This is a genomic window from Parabacteroides sp. AF17-3, assembly GCF_003635445.1.
GTDB classification, from domain to species: domain Bacteria; phylum Bacteroidota; class Bacteroidia; order Bacteroidales; family Tannerellaceae; genus Parabacteroides; species Parabacteroides goldsteinii.
The window spans coordinates 196,068-221,190 of the sequence record NZ_QTMM01000015.1 but is presented as its reverse complement, the minus strand read 5'-3'; the positions used below and the strand labels follow the sequence as shown (position 1 = coordinate 221,190).

At 45.4% G+C, this 25,123-nt stretch carries 22 protein-coding genes; 9 read left to right on the top strand and 13 right to left on the bottom strand.

Annotated elements, in window-relative coordinates; all coding sequences use genetic code 11:
- Nucleotides 1–80 precede the first annotated feature (80 nt).
- A complete protein-coding gene (locus DWW91_RS19950) occupies nt 81–857 on the bottom strand; it encodes a DUF4469 domain-containing protein (protein ID WP_122328728.1) in 777 nt (258 codons plus the stop codon).
- A gap of 366 nt (nt 858–1,223) precedes the next feature.
- Between DWW91_RS19950 and metA the strand changes: the two genes are divergently transcribed.
- The 6 genes from metA to DWW91_RS19920 all read left to right on the top strand — a co-directional run bounded on the left by metA (nt 1,224) and on the right by DWW91_RS19920 (nt 8,232).
- Nucleotides 1,224–2,156 (top strand): homoserine O-succinyltransferase, encoded by a 933-nt coding sequence (metA, locus tag DWW91_RS19945; protein ID WP_010800193.1) that lies wholly within the window; start codon nt 1,224–1,226, stop codon nt 2,154–2,156.
- A 48-nt stretch (nt 2,157–2,204) separates the two neighbouring features.
- The gene (locus tag DWW91_RS19940) at nt 2,205–3,950 is read left to right on the top strand and encodes an ATP-binding protein (RefSeq protein WP_122328727.1); all 1,746 of its coding nucleotides are present in this window, start codon (nt 2,205–2,207) and stop codon (nt 3,948–3,950) included.
- 33 nt (nt 3,951–3,983) lie between these two features.
- Nucleotides 3,984–5,825 carry a U32 family peptidase gene (locus DWW91_RS19935; RefSeq protein WP_122328726.1) on the top strand — a complete coding sequence of 614 codons (1,842 nt, stop codon included), beginning with the start codon at nt 3,984–3,986 and terminating at the stop codon, nt 5,823–5,825.
- 46 nt (nt 5,826–5,871) lie between these two features.
- A complete protein-coding gene (locus DWW91_RS19930) occupies nt 5,872–6,690 on the top strand; it encodes a peptidylprolyl isomerase (protein WP_007657588.1) in 819 nt (272 codons plus the stop codon).
- Nucleotides 6,691–6,844: 154 nt separating this feature from the next.
- Nucleotides 6,845–7,495, top strand: a complete 651-nt coding sequence (locus DWW91_RS19925; protein WP_007657590.1) for an NAD(P)-dependent oxidoreductase — start codon at nt 6,845–6,847, stop codon at nt 7,493–7,495.
- Between the two features lie 110 nt (nt 7,496–7,605).
- Entirely contained in the window at nt 7,606–8,232 is a 627-nt protein-coding gene (locus tag DWW91_RS19920; protein ID WP_122328725.1) for an HAD family phosphatase, read from the top strand.
- A gap of 15 nt (nt 8,233–8,247) precedes the next feature.
- On the opposite strand, the gene DWW91_RS19915 is transcribed toward DWW91_RS19920, so the two are convergent.
- The 11 genes from DWW91_RS19915 to DWW91_RS19865 all read right to left on the bottom strand — a co-directional run bounded on the left by DWW91_RS19915 (nt 8,248) and on the right by DWW91_RS19865 (nt 19,501).
- A complete protein-coding gene (locus DWW91_RS19915) occupies nt 8,248–10,605 on the bottom strand; it encodes a hybrid sensor histidine kinase/response regulator (RefSeq protein ID WP_122328724.1) in 2,358 nt (785 codons plus the stop codon).
- A 13-nt stretch (nt 10,606–10,618) separates the two neighbouring features.
- Complete coding sequence (locus DWW91_RS19910) at nt 10,619–10,981, bottom strand: Hpt domain-containing protein (protein ID WP_007657596.1); 363 nt, start codon at nt 10,979–10,981, stop codon at nt 10,619–10,621.
- A gap of 300 nt (nt 10,982–11,281) precedes the next feature.
- Complete coding sequence (gene galE / locus DWW91_RS19905; RefSeq protein ID WP_010800189.1) at nt 11,282–12,322, bottom strand: UDP-glucose 4-epimerase GalE; 1,041 nt, start codon at nt 12,320–12,322, stop codon at nt 11,282–11,284.
- Between the two features lie 22 nt (nt 12,323–12,344).
- Entirely contained in the window at nt 12,345–12,917 is a 573-nt protein-coding gene (gene rsxA, locus DWW91_RS19900; protein ID WP_007657600.1) for an electron transport complex subunit RsxA, read from the bottom strand.
- Between the two features lie 18 nt (nt 12,918–12,935).
- The gene (locus DWW91_RS19895; protein WP_028728844.1) at nt 12,936–13,520 is read right to left on the bottom strand and encodes an RnfABCDGE type electron transport complex subunit E; all 585 of its coding nucleotides are present in this window, start codon (nt 13,518–13,520) and stop codon (nt 12,936–12,938) included.
- Nucleotides 13,513–14,148, bottom strand: coding sequence for an RnfABCDGE type electron transport complex subunit G (locus DWW91_RS19890; protein WP_121719513.1), 636 nt, complete (start codon nt 14,146–14,148; stop codon nt 13,513–13,515). Before DWW91_RS19890 ends, DWW91_RS19895 begins: the two co-directional genes overlap by 8 nt.
- Nucleotides 14,149–14,150: 2 nt before the next feature.
- Nucleotides 14,151–15,110, bottom strand: coding sequence for an RnfABCDGE type electron transport complex subunit D (locus DWW91_RS19885; RefSeq protein ID WP_122328723.1), 960 nt, complete (start codon nt 15,108–15,110; stop codon nt 14,151–14,153).
- Between the two features lie 12 nt (nt 15,111–15,122).
- Nucleotides 15,123–16,454, bottom strand: a complete 1,332-nt coding sequence (gene rsxC, locus DWW91_RS19880; RefSeq protein WP_007657605.1) for an electron transport complex subunit RsxC — start codon at nt 16,452–16,454, stop codon at nt 15,123–15,125.
- A gap of 12 nt (nt 16,455–16,466) precedes the next feature.
- Nucleotides 16,467–17,432 (bottom strand): Fe-S cluster domain-containing protein, encoded by a 966-nt coding sequence (locus DWW91_RS19875; protein ID WP_122328722.1) that lies wholly within the window; start codon nt 17,430–17,432, stop codon nt 16,467–16,469.
- Nucleotides 17,433–17,441: 9 nt separating this feature from the next.
- A complete protein-coding gene (locus DWW91_RS19870) occupies nt 17,442–17,861 on the bottom strand; it encodes a SoxR reducing system RseC family protein (RefSeq protein WP_007657607.1) in 420 nt (139 codons plus the stop codon).
- Nucleotides 17,862–17,962: 101 nt separating this feature from the next.
- Entirely contained in the window at nt 17,963–19,501 is a 1,539-nt protein-coding gene (locus DWW91_RS19865) for a DUF3078 domain-containing protein (RefSeq protein WP_046146559.1), read from the bottom strand.
- 231 nt (nt 19,502–19,732) lie between these two features.
- Between DWW91_RS19865 and DWW91_RS19860 the strand changes: the two genes are divergently transcribed.
- From DWW91_RS19860 to DWW91_RS19850, 3 genes are all read left to right on the top strand, one after another.
- Nucleotides 19,733–21,337 carry a CTP synthase gene (locus tag DWW91_RS19860; protein WP_007657611.1) on the top strand — a complete coding sequence of 535 codons (1,605 nt, stop codon included), beginning with the start codon at nt 19,733–19,735 and terminating at the stop codon, nt 21,335–21,337.
- A gap of 11 nt (nt 21,338–21,348) precedes the next feature.
- Nucleotides 21,349–23,247, top strand: coding sequence for a membrane protein insertase YidC (gene yidC, locus DWW91_RS19855; protein WP_007657613.1), 1,899 nt, complete (start codon nt 21,349–21,351; stop codon nt 23,245–23,247).
- A gap of 280 nt (nt 23,248–23,527) precedes the next feature.
- On the top strand, nt 23,528–24,361 hold the full coding sequence (locus tag DWW91_RS19850; protein WP_007657615.1) for a DUF6057 family protein: 834 nt from the start codon (nt 23,528–23,530) through the stop codon (nt 24,359–24,361).
- Here DWW91_RS19850 and kdsB read toward each other — a convergent pair.
- Nucleotides 24,342–25,100 carry a 3-deoxy-manno-octulosonate cytidylyltransferase gene (gene kdsB / locus DWW91_RS19845; protein WP_122328721.1) on the bottom strand — a complete coding sequence of 253 codons (759 nt, stop codon included), beginning with the start codon at nt 25,098–25,100 and terminating at the stop codon, nt 24,342–24,344. The genes DWW91_RS19850 and kdsB overlap by 20 nt on opposite strands.
- Nucleotides 25,101–25,123 lie beyond the last annotated feature (23 nt).

Sequence of the window (25,123 nt, the reverse complement as noted above, 5' to 3'; positions counted from 1 at the left end):
TGTTGACGGTTGTCGTCGGTTCTCTTTGACGGTCGCCGTCAACGATCGTTGACGATGACCGTCAAAGAGGGTAGAGCGTATTATTCTATTTCGGGGCGATCGCTTCCGCCGTTGCCGACAGTGAGGACATAGAGAAAACGGTTGCGCCGCACTTCTTTTACCTGTGTCTTGCTGTTGGTTCCCGCCTGGGTAGCTACTTCCAGATAATAGGTCCCATCGGCTAGTTGGGGAATGATAAATGAGAAGTAGGAAGGATCGTTGCGCGAAAGGGCTGTCATAGGAACGGCCGTTTCGGTCTCGTCGCTTGTCTTGATAAAGAAGAAACCGATGGGTTTGCCTTCTTCACCGACAATACGTACGCGCTTTCCTTCGCCATTGAGACTGCCGCCCGGGGTGATCCGGCCATTTACTTCGCCTGTGACTACATCGGTTACTTTGGTAATGGTTGGCAATCCTTCCGATACCTGGCCGACTATGACACTGATACTTTCCAGCTCTTCTTTTAATATGGCACGTGGGGAACAGCGCAGTGTGACGCTGTTGCGGTTAGGATCGAACTTAGCTCCCGGTCCGATAAATGAACCGTCAACGCCTAATGAATTGTTGGCAAGACCAAACTCGACAGTAGCGGCATTGAATAATTCTATCTTTGCCTGTTCCTCAAGATCGTTGTAGGCATTTTCTAGTTCGGAGGCTGTGAATTTACTTTTACCTTTGGCGGCCAATTTGCAAAGGTCTTTGATTGTTCGATTGGCTGTGTAGGTGACATTGAAAGTATAATCATCTTCACGCTCTGTCAGCATATTTGCTACTAGATTGCCGGTAATGCTGTGTTTTTTAGGATCGTTTGTTGCCATAATGAATGTATTTTATCATAGTTCTTAATGAACTATGGTAAGTTATGAATATCCAAAGTCTTATAAATCAATACTTAGAATCTGAAAAATAGTTAATTCGGTATGCTTTTGAGTGATTTTATTTATAATGAAATAAATTGTTATACTCTTTGTATATCAATATTTCTTCCTGTATTTGTGGCGGTTAATAAAAGATTAGTTCATTAAGAACTATTATATAAAAATTCTGTTATTTGTTCTTCGAATTTATTTTCCCCCTTCAGAAAGAGTAAAGTCGTAATAAAAAAATCTTGTCTGGGATACGCTACCGAATCGTATATTTTGTTTAAGTTTGTACTTCTGAAAAATAAATAGAGAGGAATTGCAATGCCATTAAATTTACAAAAGAATTTACCCGCTATCGAGCTTCTGAAGAAGGAACACATCTTTGTGATGGATTCCTTGCGTGCATCATCCCAGGATATTCGTCCGCTACGTGTCGTAGTGCTGAACCTGATGCCGTTGAAGATCACGACAGAGACAGACTTGATCCGTCTGTTGAGTAATACCCCTTTGCAGGTGGAGCTGGACTTTATGAAGATAAAGGGCCATACCCCAAAGAATACTCCGATCGAACATATGCAGGAGTTTTATAAAGACTTCGACGATATAGAGAAAGATTATTACGACGGAATGATCATTACCGGCGCTCCGGTAGAACAGATGCCTTTTGAAGATGTCAGTTACTGGGAAGAGGTGACGACGATCTTCGACTGGGCGCGTACGCATGTAACCTCTACATTATATATCTGTTGGGCGGCGCAGGCGGGATTGTATCATTTCTATGGTGTGCCTAAATATGATTTGCCGGCAAAGATGTTCGGTGTGTTCCGGCATACGTTGCGTGAGCCTTATCTGCCGATATTCCGCGGGTTCGATGATGAGTTTTATGTGCCTCACAGCCGTCATACCGAAATACGTCGCGAAGATATCCGGAAGGTGCCGGAGTTGACGCTTCTTTCGGAGAGCGAGGAGTCGGGCGTTTATATGGCGATGTCGCGCGGCGGACGTGAGTTTTATATTACGGGCCATTCCGAATATTCGCCTTATACGTTGAGCGATGAATATATCCGCGACCTGAATAAAGGCCTTCCTATTTCCGTTCCTCACAACTATTACCGCAACAACGACCCGGCCCAGGGCCCTGTAGTCCGTTGGCGCGGCCATGCGAACCTGTTGTTCACAAACTGGCTGAACTATTACGTTTACCAGGCAACTCCGTTCAATATTGAGGATATAAAGAATTTGGGGAGTTTGTAAATATTGCTACCGAAAGGGGCTGACGAAACGATTAAATAAAGAGTATATATGGCAAAGAAAATACCTTACGGATTAACGGATTATTTTCGTATTGTAACAGAAGATTTTTACTATGTGGATAAGACGAAATATATTGAAGATCTGGAAAAGACAGCAGCTTTCCTGTTTCTGATCCGTCCGCGCCGTTTCGGGAAATCGTTGTTCCTGAATATGCTTAACTGCTATTACGATGTGAAATATGCCGACCGTTTTGAGGAACTGTTCGGCAATCAATACATCGGCAAGCATCCGACTGCTGAACAGGGTAAATACCTGGTTTTACGTTTTAATTTCAGCATGGTAAGGGCTACGGACGATAAACTGGAAGCTGCCTTCAACCGGCATATCAGTCTGGAAACAGCGTATTTTGCCAGCGTATATGCTTCTTATTTTAAACCTGATTTCCAGGAACAGCTAAAATTGATTCCGGAGGCTGCCGGACGTTTGGAATATATTTGCCTGTGTGCCAAAGAACAAGGGTTGTCTATCTACTTGCTGATCGACGAATACGATAATTTTACTAATACGATATTATCCTCTAAAGGAAATGATGTGTATCATTCTTTGACGCACGATTCAGGTTTCTATCGCTCATTTTTTAATGTGGTAAAAGGTGTTACCACCGGAGCGGAAGCCCCTGTGAAACGAATGTTCATTACCGGTGTATCGCCTGTTACGTTGGATGATGTGACGAGTGGTTTCAATATCGGGACGAATATAACGACAGATGAACGGTTTAATTCGATGGTCGGTTTCAGCGAATCGGAACTGCATGAGATGTTATCTTATTACCAATCGGAAGGTATGCTGGTCGATTCTATCGATGATATTGTCCGGATGATGAAACCCTGGTACGATAATTACTGTTTTGCCAAAGAATGTATCGGGAAGACGATGTATAATTCGGATATGGTGCTCTATTTCCTGAATAATTATTTGCAGAGGAAACGTCCGCCTTCCGAAATGGTCGACCGTAATATCCGGACGGATTACAGCAAATTGCGCCATTTTATCCGTATCGACAGGATGCAGGAAGAAGGTTGTTCGGTCATTACAAAGTTGATCGATACTGGCGAAGTGAACGGAAACGTGATAAAAGACAGTTTTCCAGCAGAGAACCTGGCCGATCCGGGTAACTTTACCTCACTGCTTTACTATTTCGGCTTGCTGACTTATGACCGGATGGAATATGGCGAAACGATCATGAAAGTACCCAACCTGGCCGTCCGCGAACAGATTTACAGTTATCTGGTGGAAGCGATGAAAGAACGTGAGTCGGTCGTTTTTCCTTTTATGGACTTGTCCGACCGGATGCGGCGTATGGCTTATTTCGGGGAGTGGGAAGCTGCTTTGGACTTTTTTGCCCGTCAGGTTGATAAGAAAGCGGTTCTTCGTGATGTGATCTATCAGGAGTCGACCATTAAAACACTGATGGTTGCTTATATGGGGTTGACGGATTACTTTATTATCTGGCCTGAGTTTGAAGCGGGCCGTGGTTTCTCCGATCTTTACCTGATGCCCAACCTGGCAAACTATCCGGATATGCAATATTCCTATTTGGTAGAGTTGAAATTCCTGAAACGGGATGATACGACAACCGATGTGGAAGCCTTATTGCAGGAAGCCGAAAAACAATTGCGCCGTTACGCTACTGACGAGAAGATACTCAGTAGCACCGGTAACACCCGCTTACGCCTGCTAGCCGCTGTTTACCGTGGCTGGCAACCGGAGGCAATGCGCGAATTTGTTTTGTGAGTTGTACTTTTTTGATAAATCTGAAATAACAATATGCCAATAAAACCCCGCCGCATAGAATTATTATCGCCGGCTAAAGATCTGAACTGTGGTATTGAAGCCATTAATCATGGGGCTGATGCCGTGTATATTGGTGCGCCGAAGTTTGGGGCCCGTGCCGCTGCCGGAAATACGTTGGAGGATATTCGTGCTCTTTGTGAATATGCTCATTTATATAATGCCCGTATCTATGTGGCTTTAAATACCATTCTGCGGGAAGAAGAATTGCCGGAAGCGGAGCAACTGATCCGGCAACTCTATCAGGCAGGAGCCGATGCTCTGATCGTGCAGGACATGGGGATCACTCGCTTGAATCTGCCACCTATCCCGCTGCATGCCAGCACACAAACGGATAACCGTACGCCTGAAAAGGTGAAGTTTCTGGAGGCAGCCGGTTTTACACAGGTGGTTCTGGCGCGCGAATTGTCGTTGAATGAGATTCGCCGCATATCGGAACAGGTTTCTGTCCCGCTGGAGGTTTTTGTGCATGGCGCATTATGTGTGAGTTACAGCGGGCAGTGCTATCTGAGTGCGGCTTTGAGCGGGCGAAGCGCAAACAGGGGAGAGTGTGCGCAATATTGCCGGTTGCCTTATTCGATGGTGGATGCGAACGGGACGGAAATCGTTCATAACAAACATTTGTTATCACTCAAGGATATGAACCGTTCCGACCAACTGGAAGCCCTGCTGGATGCGGGTGCTTCTTCTTTTAAAATAGAAGGGCGCTTGAAAGATGTCACTTATGTAAAGAATATAACGGCTTATTACCGGAAGAAACTGGATGCTATCCTAGCACGTCGTCCGGAATATTGCCGTGCATCGGCGGGTAAGAGTACCTATGAGTTTGAGCCGGTAGCCGAGAAAAGTTTCAACCGGGGATTTACTCCTTTCTTCCTGCATGAACGTACAAAAGATATAGCAGCTTTCAATACTCCGAAATCGTTAGGTGAACCTGTCGGAACCGTCAAGGAACTGAAAGGCAATTCGTTTACCATCGCCGGAGTGAAGCAACTGAATAATGGGGATGGCTTGGTATTCTTCAATAGTCGCGGTGAGTTGGAAGGGTTTCGTGTCAACAGGGTAGAGGCGAATCGTGTCTTTCCGCTGGATATGCCGGATATAAAGCCCAAGACGCCTTTGTATCGTAACTTTGACCAGGTTTTTGAAAAGCAGTTGGCGAAACCTTCTGCCGAACGTAAGCTGGCTGTAAAGATCGAATTCCTGGATAATCCTTTCGGTTTTACATTGGTGATGGAAGATGAAACGGGAGCACGTGTGATGCTGACCGAGCCGTTCGATAAAGAGCTGGCACGTCGTGACCAGGCCGACAATATCCGGACGCAACTTGCCAAGTTGGGGAACACGCCGTTTGAAGCATCGGAAGTACATATAGGAATGGGGGAAAACTGGTTCGTCCCGTCGTCTCTTCTGGCGGATATGCGTCGCAAGGCCGTAGAGAAGTTGCAGTCAGATCGTATGATCCGTTATCAGCGTGAACTCTCGCGTAAGGTTGAACCTGCGGAAGAGGTTCCTTTTCCGGAACGCCAGTTGACTTATCTGGGGAATGTATCAAATAGCCGGGCGGAAGCTTTTTATAAGGCGCATGGAGTAGAGACGGTTGCAGATGTTTTCGAATTAAAACCGGAGAAAGATGTTCCGTTGATGTTTAGCAAGCATTGCTTGCGGTATAGCATGGGATGGTGTCCAACGTATCAGAAAGAGAAGTCACCTTATAAGGAACCCTATTACCTTTTATATAAGGATACTCGGCTGAGGTTGCAGTTTGATTGTAAGCGGTGTCAGATGCTGGTGTATGAAGCACCTAGTCAAAAGTAACAATCAATTCTGATAATGACTGCATTAATAATAAAAACGACTCGTTATGAAACAACAACTATTCGCCTTTTTACTCGTCTTGTTTACTTTGATCTCTTGTGGCGATAAACCGCTGGACCCTTCGAAACCCGTTTATGTGACAGTGAAAACGACTATGGGAGATGTTACTGTCCTGTTGTATGATGACACTCCCTTGCATCGTGATAACTTCATCCGGTTGTGCCAGTCGGGTGAATATGAGGGGATGCTATTTCACCGTATCATTAAAGACTTTGTTGTGCAAGGCGGTGATCCGACCAGCAAAGCCCATGAACCAGGTGTTTTGTATGGAGACGGTGATGGAGGTTATACCGTTCCTGCCGAGATACTTCCCAACCATTTCAATAAACGAGGTGCTCTGATCGATGCCAAGGAAAGCGATGATGTAAATCCCGAACGTGCATCGGCCGGAACTCAGTTTTGTTTTGTGCAGGGGAAGAAACATACTGATGCTGAACTGGATGAGAAAGAGGTACGGATCAACCAGATTCGCCGTAACTGGTTATATTATAAATTTCTGGACCGGTTGAAGAAAGAAGACCCGGCACTGGCTGCCGACTCTTTGGAAACGGAACTGACAAACCGTGCTTTGGTTATGGTGGAGGATACATTGGCTGACCTGGGCCCGTATGTTATTCCCGCCGAACACCGCGAAGTATATAAGACGGTTGGCGGAGTGCCCCACCTGGATAGTTCCGTGACGATCTTCGGAGAAGTGGTGGACGGTTTCGATATCGTAGAGAAAATGTCGCTGGTGAAAACAGATAAGAATGATCGGCCTATCCGGGATGTTATGATCAAATCGACGAAAGTATTTCAAAAGTAACTAGTCCCCGTACTTGACACGGGACCGCATAAGGGCTGTCTGTATCAATTGATAATAGGATATATGGGCGGTGCCTTTGCGATCCCGTGTCAGGCACGGGAACAGTTTGCCATCGTATGTTGTTCTATAGAAAGTAATCAAACAACATACAGTCATGAAGAAAATAGTTATCATAGGCGCGACCGGCTATGTCGGATCCGCTATTCTGAAAGAAGCATTAGGCAGAGGGCATCAAGTAAAAGCCATCGTCAGAGATCCGTCGAAACTGACTTTAATCCATCCGCATCTGAAAGTCGTGGGAGGGAGTGTGACCGATACGGACTTTTTATCCCGCGAACTGGCTAAGTCGGATGCGGTGATCAGTGCTTTTAATCCGGGCTGGTCGAATCCCAATATTTATGAAGAGACACTGGAAGGCTATGGCTCTATCCTTTGTGCCGTTCGCAACTCCGGTGTGCATCGTTTCCTGATGGTTGGCGGAGCAGGCAGTTTGTTGGTGGCTCCCGGTCGTCAGCTGATGGATGAACCGGACGTTCCCAAGAAACTTTTACCGGGAATACGAGGGATGGCAAAGGTTTATACCGATTTGTTGTTGCCGGAAAAGTCGGTGGATTGGGTTTTCCTGAGTCCTGCGGCTAATATGGCACCGGGAGAGCGTACCGGAAAGTTCCGTCTGGGAAAAGATGAACTGATTGTCGATGAAAGTGGGGATAGCAATATCTCCGTAGAAGATTTCGCTGTAGCCATGATTGATGAACTGGAACAGGAAAAGCATCATCAGGAGCGATTTACACTCGGGTACTAAGTGTCTTTGGCAAAAACAGTTGCAGTCATTCGAATAGTTGTTGCTTTACACTTATTATGCTTATCTTTGTCAGGAAGTAGAGATAAAGATAGATGTAAAAAGAGATAATTATGGCAAAGATTAAAAACATTGTATTTGATTTAGGAGGAGTTTTTATAGACCTGGACCATGATCAGGCAGTTCGTCGTTTCAAAGAGATCGGGGTGGAGGATGCGGAACAGTTGCTGGATCCTTATGAGCAGAAAGGTATCTTTCTGGAAGTAGAAAACGGTACGATCAGTGCTGACGAGTTTTGCCAAAAGCTTCAGGAGCATACGGGGAAGGACCTGACGTATGAAGATATAAAATCCGGTTGGCTGGGATTTATCGCCGATACGCCTCAATATAAGCTCGATTATGTGTTGAAACTTCGCGAGCACTACAATGTTTATCTGTTGAGCAATACCAATCCCATCATCCAGGAAGGGTGGGCAAGGACAAACGAGTTTACTCCGGCAGGTCGTCCGATCGGTGCCTATTTTGACAAAATGTACACCTCGTATGAAGTCGGCGTAACGAAACCCGACCGGCGTATCTTTGACTATATGATCAAAGACAGCGGACTGATTCCGGCAGAGACGCTCTTTGTGGATGATGGTAAAAGCAATATCGAAGTAGGACGTACATTGGGCTTCATCACCTACCAACCCCAAAACAGGGAAGATTGGCGTGAAGCTATCGATGCGCTGTTGAAATAAACCGATTGGGGGTATTCAACGGAACCACTTTCCCATAACACTGTAAAGCCTGTCTATTTCTATGGGTTTGGCGATATGTTCGTTCATTCCGGCTTCCAGGCTTAGCCGCACGTCTTCGGCAAAAGCGTTGGCCGACATGGCTACGATCGGTAAGTCCTTGGTGTCTTGCCGGTCGAGAAGACGGATTTGCCGGGTGGCTTCAAGACCGTCCATGACAGGCATTTGTATATCCATAATTATGAAATCGTAATATCCTTCAGGGGAAGCGGAAACCTTGTTTACGGCTTCCAGCCCGTCGCTGGCTGTTTCAATTTCAGCACCGGTTTCCTGTAGCAATTCATAAGCGATCTCACGGTTCAGGTCGTTGTCTTCCACAACGAGTATCCGTTTGCCTGGGAAAGAGGCGACGATAGATGGTACGATAGTGACCTCTTCTTCCTCTTTTTTGTTTGTGGCAAACTTTTTCATCAGGAGGAACAGTTTGGACTTCATGATAGGCTTACAGATGAAACCGTTGACCCCAGCTTTCAAGGCTTCGATTTCGTAGTCGGAATAGTCGTAAGCCGAAATGATGATGATAGGAACATCCGGTCCTACGCATTCCCGTATTTTGTAGGTTGTTTCAATGCCATTCATGTTGGGCATCATCAGGTCTATGATGATTGCAAAATACTTGTTCCCGTCGCTTACTTTCTGTACGGCATCCTGACCGGAAAGAACCCATTCCGGCTTCATCCCTAATTCTTGCAGGTTTTCACAGGCTATTTCGCAGGATATATCATCATCATCCACAACCAATACCGGCAGGTCTATTAATAGATTGTTGTCGTATTCATCCATGCCTCCCAGTTTGACATGGAATCTCATGGTGAATTTGGAACCTTTTCCATATTCGCTTTCTACCAGGATATCCCCGTTCATCATCTGGGCGATATGACGACTGATCGCCATACCGAGTCCGGTACCCTGGATATTGCGGATGACTTTATCGTCCGACCGTTCGAACGGCTCGAATACTTTGCTTAAGAATTCAGGTTTCATCCCTATGCCATTGTCCGTGACGGCTATTTCAAATTGCCCGTAACCGTTATAAACGGAAGGTTTCTCCTCGACTGAAATTTGTATTAGTCCTTTGTTTGGGGTATATTTGATTGCATTTGTCAGCATATTCAACAGTGCTTGTTGTATGCGTTGTACGTCACCGATCAGGCATTCGTGCTTTACTTTGCTGTGTATTACTAACTTTTGCTTTTTTGCTTCAAAGGCCGACTGCACCATGATAAATAAACTTTCCAGCAGTTCATCGAGTTTGAATGTCTCTTCCGTCAGCATGATCTTACCGCTTTCGAGCTTCGACATATCCAGTACTTCGTTTATCAGGTTGAGCAGGAGCTTGGAAGATATGGTTATCTTCTTCAGACAATCGGCTATGCGGTTCTGGTCGTTCATATGAAGACCGGCTATTGCCGTCATACCCACGATTGCATTTATGGGAGTACGTACGTCATGGCTCATTCGTGACAGGAAGTCTGACTTGGCACGGTTGGCGGCAGTTGCGCTCTGTAGGGCTTCCTGCAACAATAGCTTCTGTTTTCTCTCTTCCTTGATTTCAGTTATATCGGTCCTGGTCATCAACCAGATGTTTTGTTCCCTGTCGAAGTAGCTGAATCGCATTTTCTTTTCACGTTTTTCACCGTTTTCTATCATGGTACCATATAAAATATACTCTCCATGCTGTCGCAGTATCGGATCGACGTGGGCGATACTCATTTTCTCGGTCATTGCATCACAAAATTCCGGTTCCATATACTGTCGGTTGTACTCTGCAACTACCGCTTCATAGTTACTGCTGGCTACCGGAGGAGGAGTTTCGCTTTCCGTACCGGAAGTGTACATGACATAACTGTTTTTAGATGCTTCGATATAAATCACATAGTCGTATTCTGCTTTTACGGCTGTTTCAATGATTTGTGATTTCCTGAAATCATTAACATTGTGGCTGGAGAGGACAACCCTGTCGGGTATGCCTTCTTTGTTAGTCAAGATATCTATAAAGGCTTCGTGCCATTCAAAACCGAAATGTTTGTTACAGAAACGCATGTCGAATTTTTTGTGGAAACATCCTTCGGCTATCATTTTATGGAAGGCTTCAAGCGAAACTGTTTCGTCCCATAAAATATGGTCAGGCGGATAGACATCATTCTTTATCGTGTTATTGAGAATGACGTAATCATGTTTCGTATTTTCCAACTCCGGAATCATGGAGTCTTTCTGTATTTCGACACTTCCGTCCTCCAGGTAGATAGTCCAGATAGTATCCATGAGGTATTGGTAGTTAGCCAATGATTTATTTGATGTAAGCCTCTTATCCATGCAGTTTGTTTTATTATCTTGCTTTGTGTTCGGTAATCAGGTCGCAGATTAGTTTGTATTGTACTTTCAACTGATCAAACAGGTCTTGTATACCTTCACTCTCTCCGGCTCTGAGTTTTTCCGTCATCGGGATCAATATGTCCGATATATTTGTCAGGTCAAGCGTTGCCGCCAGTCCTTTTAATGTATGGGCATGTCTGAAAGCCTGGGAAATATTATTCTCATTGAGGCTTCTTTCCATCAGGATGAAGTTTTCATCCATAGGGAATTTGGAGAGTATTCTTTCATAAAACTGTTCATTATCCATGAAACGGTTTAATGCACTGTCCAGGTTAACTCCGTACGCTTGTAACTTCTCTTTATATTCGCTTGTCATGTTTTTTATCGCCATTTATATAACAAATCATCTGTCTGTTACGAAAGGAATCCCCAAAAGTAGATAAAAAATATATATGGAGATGGAAAAAACGTTATAATTCAATAGGAATGTATGCTTTTTTCTGCTATTTGACGAATCCGGTCCTCCGACGAGCCTGTTTTGATGTCTGATGTTGGTTTTGAAGCTCAGTTGACGTTTCATTGATAAGTTCCGGTTGCAATGTGGGGGATCAAGAAAAATGCCGGAAGAAATCTCTGGAGAATCTTCCGGCATGCTTATTTAAAAAAGACTTTTCTTTTATTGGATACCGCGTTCGCGCAGTTTTTCCTGCCATTTCCAGGCAGAAGCCAATGTATCGGACAATGTTTCTTTAGCAGTCCATCCCAATACCTTATTGGCACGTTCCGGATTAGCCCAAACTTTTTCGATATCACCTTCGCGACGACCTACGATTTTGTGAGGAACTTTTACACCGGTAGCTTTTTCGAATGTATTGATCAGTTCCAACACCGTTACACCGTTACCGGTTCCCAGGTTGAAATATTCAACATTTTCTTCAGTTTTACCACCCAGCATACGGTCCATAGCGATTACGTGTGCTTTTGCCAGGTCGACTACATTGATATAGTCGCGGATACAAGAGCCGTCAGGTGTATCATAGTCATCACCGAATACGCTCAGTTCCTTGCGGATACCGATTGCAGTCTGTGTCAGATACGGGATCAGGTTCTGGGGAACACCGTTAGGCAATTCGCCGATTTCTGCACTCGGGTGAGCACCGATCGGGTTGAAGTAACGCAGGATAATGCTCTTGAACGGAGCATTTGCGTGAATAGTATCGCGAATGATCTCTTCGTTGATCTGTTTGGTGTTGCCATAAGGAGAAGTAGCCGGTTTGATCGGGGCATCTTCTGTTACAGGCAGGTTTTCGGGATCAGGCTGTCCGTAAACGGTACAGGAAGAAGAGAATACAATACCTTCGATATTAAATTCCGGCATCAGTTCCAGTAGGTTTACCAGCGTAACAACATTGTTACGGTAGTACTTCAGCGGCTGCTGAACCGATTCGCCAACAGCTTTGCTTGCTGCGAAAAGGATGATACCGTTGATACCCGGATGAGCCCTCAATGCTTCGCGGGTTCCTTCTTTATCTTTTAAATCCAGTTTGATGAATTCAGGACGGATACCTGTGATCTTTTCAATGCCATCCAACACTTCGATATTGGAGTTTGACAGGTCGTCGATGATAACAACATCATAACCTGCATTCTGCAACTCAACTGTAGTGTGTGAGCCAATATATCCGGTTCCACCTGCTACTAAGATTTTCTTTTTCATGCTAGTCTCTATTTAGATTAAATTATACGATTCCGGAGAATCCCATAAACGCCATTGCCAGTAAACCGGCTGTTATCAGCGCAATAGGGGTACCTTTCATACCTTCGGGAACACGTGTCAAAGCCAACTGTTCTCTTATCCCTGCAAAGATAACTAAAGCTAGCGCAAATCCAATAGCTGTTGATATTGCATATACAACAGATTCCAATAAATTATATTCTTTTTGTATTACGAGGATGGCGACACCCAGAATACAACAGTTGGTGGTGATCAGCGGCAGGAACACGCCAAGTGCCTGGTAAAGAGCCGGAGAAACCTTTTTCAGGATGATCTCGACCATCTGAACCAGCGCGGCGATGATCAGGATAAAGCTGATGGTCTGCATAAAGCCCAATCCGAACTTATCCAGGATATATTTCTGCACCAGGAAAGTAACGATGGTTGCGATCGTCAACACGAATGTTACTGCTGCACCCATACCGGCTGCCGTTTCCACCTTCTTCGATACGCCCAGGAACGGACAGATACCCAGGAACTGCGCCAACACTACGTTGTTGACGAATACGGCTGCGATAAATATTAGTATATATTCCATATCTTTCGTTTTTTAATATCAGGCTTTACGCAATTTATTAACAATAGCAATCAGGTAACCCAGCGCGATAAAGGCACCCGGAGCCAATACAAAGATCAGCGAACCATATTGTTCGGGCATCAGGGTCAGGCCGAACAGTTTACCTGTTCCCAGCAGTTCGCGGGTAGCTCCGAGCAAGGTAAGTGCCAACGTAAAGCCGAGTCCCATACCTAATCCGTCGAATGCGGAAGGGATCACTCCGTTTTTAGCGGCAAATGCTTCCGCACGTCCCAACACGATACAGTTTACAACGATCAGCGGGATGAACAATCCCAGGCTGGCGTAAAGAGCCGGAACGAATGCTTCCATGCACATCTGCACGACGGTTACGAATGTTGCGATTACGACAATAAAGGCCGGAATACGTACCATGTCGGGGATCAGGTTCTTCAAGGCTGAAATAACCATATTGGAACAGATCAGAACGAACATGGTTGCCAGTCCCATACTCATACCGTTCAATGCTGAAGAAGTTGTTCCCAGAGTTGGACACATACCCAGCAACAAGACAAATGTCGGGTTCTCTTTGATGATACCGTTCATCAATACTTTCATATTACTCATTGTCGTTTCCTCCCTCGTTAGTGTTAGCGGTTGTTGCACCGGTTACTCCGTCAGTTCCGGCGAATGCGCTGTAAGCACGGTTCACCGCATCCAGAAATGCACGGCTGGTGATGGTTGCTGCTGTGATAGCATCCACGTTGCCACCGTCTTTAGTTACTTTTAATGGTCCGGCGGACAGGCTGCGTCCCAAAACGCTTTGTTTATTCTTGTCCGTACTGAACCATTCCTGCATTTTAGCTCCCAGACCGGGAGTTTCTGCATGCTGTAATACGGAATAGTTCAATAACTTGCCTTCCTTATCGAATCCGACGATCACTTTGATCTCTCCGCTGAATCCTTTTTTTGTATTACTTTCGACAGCTGCACCTACGAACTCTCCGCCTTTGGTAGCCGGATAGATTTTCAGGGAATCGCCGTCGCCTGTAACTGCCATATAAGCGTCCTCTGACGGTTTGTTGTCGAATTCAGGTGTAACAGCTTTGATAGCAGCTTCCAGCGCAGCAGCTTTGGAGGCTGCAATCGGGCCGGTAGTGTACATATTTACTCCGGCTAATATCGCTCCCGCAACCAAACAGATGATGGTAAGCGACAAGAGCATATTGGGTAATGTTGATTTTAGTTTTGCCATGCTTATTTCCCTCCAAAATGTTTAGGTTTGATATAACTGTTGATCAGCGGGGTAAATGCATTCATAATAAGAATAGCAAACGACATACCTTCCGGATAAGAACCAAACAGACGGATAACGGTGGTCAGAATACCGATACCGACACCGTAAACCAGCATACCGTTCTTACTCATGGGCGAAGTCACATAGTCGGTTGCCATAAAGATGGCTCCCAGCATCAGACCTCCCGACAGCAGGTGAACGAACGGACTTGCGTATTGTACCGGATTAACCAGGTGCATAATACCTGTGAATACAAATACGGTCAGCAGGATAGAAACCGGAATCTGCCAGGTAATAATCTTTTTCCATAACATAAAGACGAGTCCCAGCAGCAATGCCAGTGCACTTACTTCACCAAGGCTGCCGCCCATTTTACCTAACAACATATCTACCAGGGTAGGCAACTTGTCGAGTGCCCCTTCGTTCATCAGTGATAAAACAGTTGCACCGGTGGTTGCGTCGGTGTAGGCTGTCAGCTGTCCGACTTCCGGCCACATCGTCATCTGTGCCGGGAAAGAGATCAGCAGGAATACACGTCCGACTAATGCCGGGTTAAAAATATTGTTACCCAGTCCGCCGAACGACATCTTACCGATACCGATTGCTGCCAGTGCACCGATCAGGATGATCCATACAGGCAGGTTCGACGGCAGGTTGAATGCCAGCAGTACACCGGTCAGGATAGCCGAACCGTCACATACGGTCGGTTCCTTTTTCATCAGGAACTTCTGGATCAGATATTCAAAGAGGACGCAGGCTACGACCGATGTTGCAGTAACGATCAGCGCACCCAACCCGAAGTAGTAGAGGGATACCAGGAAAGCCGGAACAAGGGCAATCAGTACACCATACATATTTTTGCTTATGCTATCGCCGCCGTGGATATGGGGCGAAGGAGATACTATTAAATTATTTTCCATATTGCTCTGTTTTTATGACTTTCGTGCCCGTATGATACCCATTACCTTTCCTTTACCCGAACGGATATAATCCAGCAACGGACGGTTGGCCGGGCAGGTATAACTACAAGAACCGCACTCGATACAGTCGGTGATATAATTCTTCTCGGCCAAATCCCATTCTGCAAATTCTGTTGCATTCATCAGCAGGGTAGGGTTGAGGCCCATCGGACAAACGCTGACACATTTGGCACAGCGGATACAGTCGCGCATCGGTTTGCGGACAGACTCTTCTTTTGTCAGGAGCAATACGCCTGAACTACCTTTCGTTACCGGTACTTCCGGAGCAATCAGGGCTTTTCCCATCATCGGGCCGCCACCGATTATCTTTCCTGTATTTTCAGGAACACCACCGGCAGCTTCAATCAGTGCACTGATAGGCGTACCCATACGGACCAGGAAGTTGGAAGGATTGGTAACAGCTTTACCTGTCACGGTAACGACGCGTTCAAACAAAGGTTTGTTTTTCATTACCGCTTCATACACTGCAAAAGCAGTTCCTACATTTTGTACTACAGCTCCGGCGGAAATAGGCAGTGCACCGCTCTTCACCTGACGGCGAATCACAGCATCGATTAATTGCTTTTCACCTCCTTGCGGATACTGTACTTTCAGCGGCATAATCTCGATACCTTTATAGGCTGTAGCCAGTTTACTCAGATGAGCGATGGCGTCAGGCTTGTTGTTTTCGATACCGATCACTGCTTTTGTTACATTTACAGCTTTCATCAACAGCGTAACGCCGACCAGAATCTGCTCTGCCTTCTCCATCATCAATGAATGGTCGGAAGTCAGATACGGCTCACATTCTACGGCATTGATAATGATGATCTCGGCTTTGCTTCCGGGAGGCGGCATCAGTTTGACCTGTGTGGGGAATGTCGCACCACCCAGACCCACGATACCGGCTGCGGCGATCTTGTCTACGATCTCTTTGGAAGGAAGCGGGCACTCTTTCACGAGCGTTTCGCTGCGGTCGATCGACTCTTCCCATTCGTCACCTTCCACATCAATATAGATAGCGGGACGTTTGTATCCGCTTGCGTCGAGAGCGTTATCTATCTTGTTTACTTTACCGGATACCGACGAGTGGATATTCGCCGATACAAAACCTCCGGCTTTGGCGAGAAGCGTACCTACTTTAACCGTATCACCCTTCTTTACCACAGCCTGGGCAGGAGCCCCGATATGCTGGCTTAGCGGTATAATAACCTGCTTGGGTATAGCCAGTCCGGTTATTTTCTTCCCGGCAGACAATTTATTTTCGGGTGGATGTATACCTCCGATTCGAAATGTCCTTAGCATACTATTAGATTTTTATTTTTGAGTTGTTTCTTCTTTTGTTATTGTTTCAGGCGCTGTTGCCAGTGCAACTTCGACTTTTGTCGGTGCTTCGGCTTTAGGGGCCGGTGCAGCTTTAGGCGTTACTGGCTTTACTTTGTCGGCGTCCACAGCAGGGGCGGCTTCTTTACGGGGCGGGAAGTTCAATTCGTGAATTGCTCCGGTCGGACATACTGCTACGCATTTACGGCACAGACGGCATTTGCGGTAGTCGATATAAGCCACGTTGTTTTCGAGCGTAATTGCTTCGAACGGACATTCTTTCACACATTTACCACAACCGATACAAGCGTTCGCACATGCTTTACGGGCAGCAGCTCCTTTGTCTTTGTTTACACAGCTGACGAAGATACGGCGTGATTTCGGTCCCTTTTTGCGCAGTTCGATAATGTTTTTCGGACAAGCTTTGACGCAGGCTCCGCATGAAGTACATTTGTCCTCGTCCACTTCCGGTAGTCCGGTTGTCAGATTGATGTGGATGGCGTCGAAGGTACAGGCACTTTCGCAGTCGCCGTAACCCAGGCAACCGAACGTACAGTTCGTTTCGCCTCCGTACAAAGAGGATGCTATGGCACAGCTTTTTACGCCATCATACTGGTTGGTACGCGGACGGGCCTGGCAGGTTCCGTTGCAACGGACAACTGCTACCATTGGTTCGGCTGTAGCAGCTTCCATACCGAGGATGGATGCGACCTTACCCATTGTTTCGGCGCCACCGACCGGACAAAGCAGTCCTTCCAGTGAATCGGCCTTTACACAGGCTGCCGCAAAACCACCGCAACCGGGGTAACCGCAACCTCCGCAGTTGGCTCCGGGCAATGCCTCCTGGACCTCTGCGATACGAGGATCTTCGTATACTTCAAACTTCTTGGAGGCGGCGTAGAGGAATACTGCGCCGATGGCTCCAATGGCTCCTAATGAAATAACGGCAATTAAAATCATGATATTTGATCAATTAAGTTTTTTCAAGGTAAATATAAATTTTCTTTTCAGTTTCTCGCGTAAAAAGTATAATATACTGTAGTAGGGAACTAGTAGTAATAGACCGGTTAACCCGCTGGTTGTTTCGTCCCATTGCAAACAGCTTCCTGCTACAATCGCCGCAACTACAACAATCAGAGGAAGCACAAAGGCCAGAAAAACCGCTTGCAGGCCGAGCGAACTCTGGCCACATAGGGTTACTTCTTCGTTCACATGGAATCTGCCGGGGTTATTGTCGTTCACTTCAATGATCTTTTCCTTCTTTTCAGATGCGCTGCACATGCTTTGTGCGTGGCAACCGGAGCAGGCCGATTGTTGAATGATTCTGACAAAGACCGCATTGCCATCGATCTTCTCTATTATTCCGTTGTGATTGATACTTTCACTCATGTTTGTAATCTCGACATTGCAAAATCAGGGGCAAAAGTAAGGATTATTTGGATATTATGTCACGATTAACAAAGTTTATTACAGAAATAATCGTGTTCAGCTTACCATTTGTAATTAAAGCCAAAGCTCAACAACTCGTTAATCTGTAAGTAGCTGTCGAAGTCTTCATGCTTGGAGATACCATCATCATAACGTAAGTTCAGCGAGATGATAGTCGAGAAGAATCGACTTATTGCCATATTCAGACGGTTTTCGAACTCTCCCTGGATACGCTTATAATCTGTCATGTAATAGAAACGCGAATACCAGATGATATTCCGGCTGAACTGGAATGTCATAGTTGCGTTGACGGTAGAACCGAACAGGCTTTGTTTGTAAGGAAACTCTTCTTCTCCGTCTCTCTTCTGGAAATGCCGGCCCAGGTCGATGTCTTTATCTAATGTACGAACGTACGTATAAGATAACGGTGCAAGGTTGGCACTTAACGTTACTTTTTTGTGTTTGGACGACGCGAACGTTTTATCCAGGTCGTATTTCATACCAAGACCGAAATTAATACTGAAAGGTGAGAGCAGTCCGGCCAGTTTAACGTTCTGGTTTTCGGCATAACTGCTGAAAAGCTGGGTTTTGAAGTCAAGATCCAGTGTGTAGTACCATTTGTTGAATGCCTTATAACCAAAGTTACTGTAGATACGGAACACGTCATCTCCGACTTTGTAATCGCGCAAAGTATCTTTGGGAGCGGTATACAGGTTGTTCTTTATTTCCAGTGAATTGTCGAACTTTATCTTTTCCTTATTATAATTATATGTAAACAGTTCGCGGTTGGTCAGGTTCAGCGTACTTACACCCCCTTTATGCCAGTTCGGAGAGATGTAATTCTGAGCAAACTGTAAAGAACTTTCGAAATGTGACGTCCAGTAACGTCTTTCGGGAATGAATTTTACCGGTGCATCCACGTCACTGAAGTCTGCTTCGCTTTCTACCTTGATCAGGTCCGGTTGGTAGGTCGGCTTTCTGATCACTTTGGCAACTACTTTGTCCTGAGGTAGATCCCTCATTGAATAACGGAAATATTCAGGATGGTTGGCTTCTATATTTCTTTGTGCTTTCTCGCGGAACTGCTGTCTGAACACCTCTTCTTTAAATATGGTGTCCTGAATAAAAGGTTGCGGGATATCGATTTTATTTTTCCATGCATCTTCATCGTAGAAGGAAAGATCTTTCGGAAGGAGTTTCCCTTTGAATATGAGCGGTAAAAACAGCGGGTCTGCTATGACTGTATCCTGAAATGTCATATTCGCGTCGAAGATAGTGGAAGCATCGCGCACCAGACGTGCCCAGTACATGGCTTCGTCCGACAGTTCCACTTCGTCTTTTTTCAGGAAGCGAAGCAGATTTTCATTCGGTGTGACCGGTGCTGAATATGACTGGTTTTGTTTCTCGAATTGTGCCCGCAGGCTTATGATATTATCCAGGTCCAGATCTTCGATTTCAATCATTGGGATAGTATCAGCCGCATTACTCTGTACTGTATCTTTAAGATTGGTTCCGGTAATAGTTGTCACTTCCTGTGCATTTGCCAGGTTTGTCAATAATGAAAGTATAGAAAATAGAATGAAGTATCTCTTGATAACCATAATTCCTTTTTATTTACAATCTATAAGTATCTACGGTGCGAAATTAGATAAAAAGTATGAAATCTACTAATCTTTCACATCATATAACAATCTGAACTAATAGGGAAACCGGAATGCGGATGAATGTGCTTTGAAAAAATATCCGAGACACTTGCTGTCTGAATGAAAATGACTAACTTTGCAGTTTTGAAATGCGAGTGAGCAATTAAAGACAATTAAAATATTACTATCGTGGCAGATACAAAGTACATCTTCGTTACGGGCGGCGTAGTCTCTTCTTTAGGTAAGGGAATTATTGCTGCATCATTGGGTAAACTCCTTCAGGCGAGAGGTTACAAGGTTACTATCCAAAAGTTTGACCCCTACATTAATATCGATCCGGGTACATTGAACCCTTATGAGCACGGTGAATGTTATGTAACCGTAGACGGACATGAAGCGGACCTGGACCTGGGACATTATGAACGTTTCCTGAATGTTCCGACTACACGCTCGAACAATATTACGACAGGTCGTATTTATCAGAGTGTGATAAATAAGGAACGCAAGGGCGATTATCTGGGCAAGACTGTGCAGGTTGTTCCTCATATCACCGACGAGATCAAGAGAAATGTGAAGCTGCTGGGATCGAAGTACAAGTTTGACTTTGTGATCACGGAAATCGGTGGAACAGTAGGCGATATCGAATCGCTGCCTTTCATCGAAAGCGTTCGCCAGCTGAAATGGGAACTGGGTAAGAACTGTATGTGCGTACATCTTACTTATGTACCTTATATCGCAGCTGCGAAAGAATTTAAAACGAAACCTACACAGCATTCTGTAAAACAGTTGCAGGAACTGGGTATCCAGCCGGATGTACTGGTCTTGAGAACTGAACATTTGCTGAGTAATGATATTACCCGCAAGGTTGCTTTGTTCTGTAACGTAGACGCCGACGCTGTAGTGCAGTCGGTCGACGTTCCTACTATTTATGAAGTTCCGCTGGTATTGCAGCGTCAGAACATGGATGTAACTATCCTGAAAAAGATGGGACTGGAAGTAGGGCCGACTCCGGAAATGAAACCCTGGAAAGAGTTCCTGAAGAAAAAGACGGATGCTACCGAAACAGTTAAGATCGGTCTGGTTGGTAAATATGTGGAATTACAGGATGCTTATAAGTCAATCGACGAATCATTGTTGCAGGCTGCTATCTACAACGACCGCAAACTGGATCTTCATTTGTTCCATTCGGAAAAACTGACTGAAGCCAATGCGGCTGAACAGTTGAAGGACATGGATGGTATCCTGATTGCTCCGGGATTCGGACAGCGCGGTATCGAAGGAAAGTTCGCTGCCTTGAAATATGCCCGCGAAAACGATGTGCCTTGCCTGGGTATCTGCCTGGGTATGCAATGTATGGTGATTGAATTTGCCCGCGACGTTTTGGGTATGACGGATGCCAATTCGACCGAGATGGAGCCGAATACGCCGTTTAAGGTGATCGACCTGATGGAAGAACAGAAGAACATTACCAATATGGGAGGTTCTATGCGTCTGGGAGCTTACGACTGTATCCTGAAGAAAGGTTCCAAAGCCTATGAGGCTTATGGAAAAGAACATATCCAGGAACGTCACCGCCACCGTTTCGAATTCAACAGCCAGTATCGCGAACAGTTTGAAGAAGCCGGCATGAAATGTGCAGGCGAGAATCCGGAAACCGGTCTGGTGGAAGTGGTAGAAATTCCTGCGTTGAAATGGTTCGTTGGTGTTCAGTTCCATCCGGAATACAACAGTACGGTAGTTAATCCGAATCCACTTTTCGTGAGCTTTGTGAAAGCCGCTATTGATAATAAATAACAACGTTATAGATGGATAAAAACACATTAATTGGTTTTCTGCTTATTGGTATTGTTTTATTTGCATTCAGCTGGTTTAACAAACCGACGCCTGAGCAGTTGGAAGCCCAGCGCCGTTATCAGGACTCGATCGCTCAGATCGAACTGGCTAAACAGGCGGAGTTGCAACGCGAAGACAGCAAAAGCACTGCCGATAATTCTTTTGATAGCTTGCCGGATTCTGCGAGAGATGCCCGGCTGAAGAGCAGTTTCGGTGTATTCGCTGAAGCAATGACAGGTACAGATGATGTAACTGTTTTGGAAAATGATCTGATCGAACTGCATATCAGTAATAAGGGAGGACGTATTTCATATGCCCGCCTGAAGGATTATACAACGTATGATGATAAGCCGGTCATCCTGTTTGAAGGAAAAGAGGCTTCGCTTGACTTTACCCTGGTAACAGCAACCAACCGCGTATTGAACACAGCCGACCTGTATTTCACTCCGGTGAAAACACAGGACCCGAACCGGTTGGTGATGCGACTGAATACAGGTGAAGGTAGTTCACTGGACTTTATCTATACAGTCAAGCCGGACGATTATATGGTTCAGTTCGATATTAAGGGAACGGGCCTGAACGGTGTCCTGGCTCCGAGTACGACAGCTTTGGATATGGTATGGCGTCAGAAAATCCGCCAGCAGGAACAGGGTATCAAATATGAAAACAGATATACTGCCTTGTATTATAAATTCCTGTCCGATGATGTGGAGCAGCTGAGCGAAAGCAAGAGCGAAGACAAGAAGGTGTCGGGTCGTCTGAAATGGATTGCTTATAAAGATAAATTCTTCTCGACGGTGATGATTGCCGATGAAGGTTTTGAAAGCGCTACTTTCGATTCAAAGATGGTTGAGGCAGACGGTATCGTTAAAGAGTTTAAGACTACAACAGCTGTTCCTTTTGACCTGAGAGGCAATGAGGCAACGACTTTCCGTTATTTCTTCGGACCGAACAGCTATCCGTTGCTGAAATCGTATGACAAAGGGGTTGCTTCGGACCAGCAGTTGGATCTGGAACGTTTGGTTCCGCTGGGTGCCAGTGTCTTCCGTTGGGTGAACCAGTATTTCGTCATTCCGATGTTTGACTTCCTGGGTAAATATATCAAGAGTTACGGTCTGATCATCCTGTTGATGACGATTATCGTGAAACTGATTTTATTCCCGTTGACATATAAATCATATATGTCGTCAGCGAAGATGCGTGTGCTTCGTCCGCAGGTGGAAGAGCTTAATGCCAAATATCCGGGACAGGATAAAGCGGTGGAACGCCAGCGTGCAACTATGGAATTGTATAGCCGAGCCGGGGCAAGCCCGATGGCAGGTTGTATCCCGATGCTGTTGCAGATGCCGATTTTGATCGCCTTGTTCATGTTCTTCCCGTCGGCAATCGAACTGCGTCACCAGAGTTTCCTTTGGGCGCACGATTTGTCAACATACGATGCTATTTTCAGTTGGAACAAATACATTCCTATTATCACTCCGTATTTTGGTAACCACATCAGTTTGTTCTGTCTGCTGATGACAATCACCAACGTTATCTATACCAAGTATAATATGGAAATGACCAATACCGGACAGCAACAGATGCCGGGTATGAAGGCGATGATGTATATGATGCCGCTGATGTTCTTGGTATTCTTCAACCAGTATGCATCGGGTCTGACTTACTATTACTTCATTTCTACGCTGATCACGATTGTTCAGACATTGGTGTTCCGTTATACGATTAATGAAGATAAGCTGCTGGCTAAGCTGGAAGCCAACAAGAAGAAGCCTCAGAAGAAATCAGGTTTCATGAAACGTCTGGAAGAAGCGCAGCGTATGCAGCAGGAGCAGTTGAAGAAACAACAGGATCAGAAAAAGAAAAGATAACAGCTTTTTCTGCAAGATAAATAAAAGAGAGGCGTGCCGGTCCGGAAAAGACTCAGGCACGCCTTTTTTGTGTCCGGATTGCGCAATAAGTTGTATATTTTGTACAATCGCTTGAATTTGAAGAAATGTGGCGTGCGTTGTATTAAAATATTTATATATTTGCACTATTGATATATAAGTCAACTATTGATGATTATGCTTACGTTGACGACTTATCCGGTCGGAATAGCAAGTACCGGCTTTACGTTTTGAGTTTAATAGGTATAAAAATAGTTCACTGATGGATAAGAAAGAAAAGCTTTTGCAAAAGAGGGTAGCTGGACTCTTTGCATTGCTATGCGTTATCTTTTTCCAGTTTTTTGATTCGGATCATTTGTTCCTGAAGGAAGAGGTGGTAAGTGTTGCGAGTTTGCCGGAAGTGTTGGTCGGCTATTGGGGGAAACCTGCATGGCTGGCTTGTTCAATGGCGAAAGTACTTACGTCTTTGTTTGTTCCTGTCGGTGGCGGGGCTGTTTTGATTACGGCCGTGTTGATGCTGGAATGGTGGGCTTCTTTATTTATTCTGCGGAAATTCAATGTAGGGGATATGGCTCCTTTGTATGCTCTGTTTCCGGTTGTTATGGAGTGGGGGACCTATTGTAGTCCTTATTATCATTTGAATTCTATTCTTTCTTTGGTTATTGTTTTGTATATATTTTGTGGTTATATACAGATCAAGGTAAAATGGCTCTCCTGGGTGACAGGGTTTATTTTGTTGTTTGCGGTTTATTGTATGGTGGGGAGCCGGTTGTTTATTTTTGTAATCCTTGTACTGTTGTACGAGGCGGAAATAGGAGAGAAGCATTGGGTGTATTGGGCTTTGCTATTGATAACGGGTACTGTGCTGCCTGAATTCCTGAAAGAACTGTATTCACTTTCAGAAGAACAGGCATATCAATATCCACAGGCATGGCTTCCGGCATTTTTCCCGGCTATCATGCTGGCTTGTGTGTTGGTGGCTACGCAGTTTAAGAAAGTCCGGTATATGCAAATCAGTGTATGGTCTGTATCTGTCACTTCCGGACTTTTACTGGTATTGCTGGCGCTTACTGCGTTCAGCCATGCTGTTGGCTGAGAAAAGCAAGTGCTTTCTCCATGTCTTCAGGCGTGTCGATACCGATTGTCTCCTGCTGGGTGATGCCGACTTTTATCTTGTAGCCGTTTTCGAGCCATCTGAGTTGTTCCAGGCTTTCGGCAAGCTCCAGCGGTGATTGGGGCAGGTGGGTGATTTCTTTCAGCGTATCGGCCCGGTAAGCATACAAACCGATATGTTTGTAATACGTATGGTTGGGTAACCATTCCTGGTAATTTTTGCCGCGCATATAAGGAATGATGGAACGGCTGAAATACATTGCTTCGTTATTCTTGTTGAGAACGACTTTCGGTGAGTTTGCATTGAATAATGTCGTTTCGAAGTCATCGTCCGGACGGAATGGTTTTACCAGTGTGGCAATCTGCGTGCCGACATCAGTAAAACATGCTTTTAACGTCTCGATCTGTTCCGGATGGATGAAAGGTTCGTCTCCCTGGATATTGACAACGACATCGTATCCTTGTCTAACTTTAGTGTAGGCTTCGTAAACACGGTCGGTGCCACTCCGGTGCTGGTCGGAAGTCATAACGACATTTCCGCCGAATGCTTTCACGGCAGCTTCGATACGGCTATCGTCGGTGGCTACACAAACGGCATCCAGTACATCCTTCACTTGTTCATACACACGCTGTATCATGGGCCTGCCGGCCATGTCGGCCAAAGGTTTCCCCGGGAAGCGGGTGGAGGCATATCTTGCCGGTATTATTCCTATAAACTTCATACTCCGGTTGTTTTTATTCGTTA

What these genes read in the sequence shown, in the direction of transcription:
- DWW91_RS19950 (WP_122328728.1), bottom strand. Translation starts at nt 857, where the DNA reads ATGGCAACAAACGATCCTAAAAAACACAGCATTACCGGCAATCTAGTA.
- metA (WP_010800193.1), top strand. Translation starts at nt 1,224, where the DNA reads ATGCCATTAAATTTACAAAAGAATTTACCCGCTATCGAGCTTCTGAAG.
- DWW91_RS19940 (WP_122328727.1), top strand. Translation starts at nt 2,205, where the DNA reads ATGGCAAAGAAAATACCTTACGGATTAACGGATTATTTTCGTATTGTA.
- DWW91_RS19935 (WP_122328726.1), top strand. Translation starts at nt 3,984, where the DNA reads ATGCCAATAAAACCCCGCCGCATAGAATTATTATCGCCGGCTAAAGAT.
- DWW91_RS19930 (WP_007657588.1), top strand. Translation starts at nt 5,872, where the DNA reads ATGAAACAACAACTATTCGCCTTTTTACTCGTCTTGTTTACTTTGATC.
- DWW91_RS19925 (WP_007657590.1), top strand. Translation starts at nt 6,845, where the DNA reads ATGAAGAAAATAGTTATCATAGGCGCGACCGGCTATGTCGGATCCGCT.
- DWW91_RS19920 (WP_122328725.1), top strand. Translation starts at nt 7,606, where the DNA reads ATGGCAAAGATTAAAAACATTGTATTTGATTTAGGAGGAGTTTTTATA.
- DWW91_RS19915 (WP_122328724.1), bottom strand. Translation starts at nt 10,605, where the DNA reads ATGGATAAGAGGCTTACATCAAATAAATCATTGGCTAACTACCAATAC.
- DWW91_RS19910 (WP_007657596.1), bottom strand. Translation starts at nt 10,981, where the DNA reads ATGACAAGCGAATATAAAGAGAAGTTACAAGCGTACGGAGTTAACCTG.
- galE (WP_010800189.1), bottom strand. Translation starts at nt 12,322, where the DNA reads ATGAAAAAGAAAATCTTAGTAGCAGGTGGAACCGGATATATTGGCTCA.
- rsxA (WP_007657600.1), bottom strand. Translation starts at nt 12,917, where the DNA reads ATGGAATATATACTAATATTTATCGCAGCCGTATTCGTCAACAACGTA.
- DWW91_RS19895 (WP_028728844.1), bottom strand. Translation starts at nt 13,520, where the DNA reads ATGAGTAATATGAAAGTATTGATGAACGGTATCATCAAAGAGAACCCG.
- DWW91_RS19890 (WP_121719513.1), bottom strand. Translation starts at nt 14,148, where the DNA reads ATGGCAAAACTAAAATCAACATTACCCAATATGCTCTTGTCGCTTACC.
- DWW91_RS19885 (WP_122328723.1), bottom strand. Translation starts at nt 15,110, where the DNA reads ATGGAAAATAATTTAATAGTATCTCCTTCGCCCCATATCCACGGCGGC.
- rsxC (WP_007657605.1), bottom strand. Translation starts at nt 16,454, where the DNA reads ATGCTAAGGACATTTCGAATCGGAGGTATACATCCACCCGAAAATAAA.
- DWW91_RS19875 (WP_122328722.1), bottom strand. Translation starts at nt 17,432, where the DNA reads ATGATTTTAATTGCCGTTATTTCATTAGGAGCCATTGGAGCCATCGGC.
- DWW91_RS19870 (WP_007657607.1), bottom strand. Translation starts at nt 17,861, where the DNA reads ATGAGTGAAAGTATCAATCACAACGGAATAATAGAGAAGATCGATGGC.
- DWW91_RS19865 (WP_046146559.1), bottom strand. Translation starts at nt 19,501, where the DNA reads ATGGTTATCAAGAGATACTTCATTCTATTTTCTATACTTTCATTATTG.
- yidC (WP_007657613.1), top strand. Translation starts at nt 21,349, where the DNA reads ATGGATAAAAACACATTAATTGGTTTTCTGCTTATTGGTATTGTTTTA.
- DWW91_RS19850 (WP_007657615.1), top strand. Translation starts at nt 23,528, where the DNA reads ATGGATAAGAAAGAAAAGCTTTTGCAAAAGAGGGTAGCTGGACTCTTT.
- kdsB (WP_122328721.1), bottom strand. Translation starts at nt 25,100, where the DNA reads ATGAAGTTTATAGGAATAATACCGGCAAGATATGCCTCCACCCGCTTC.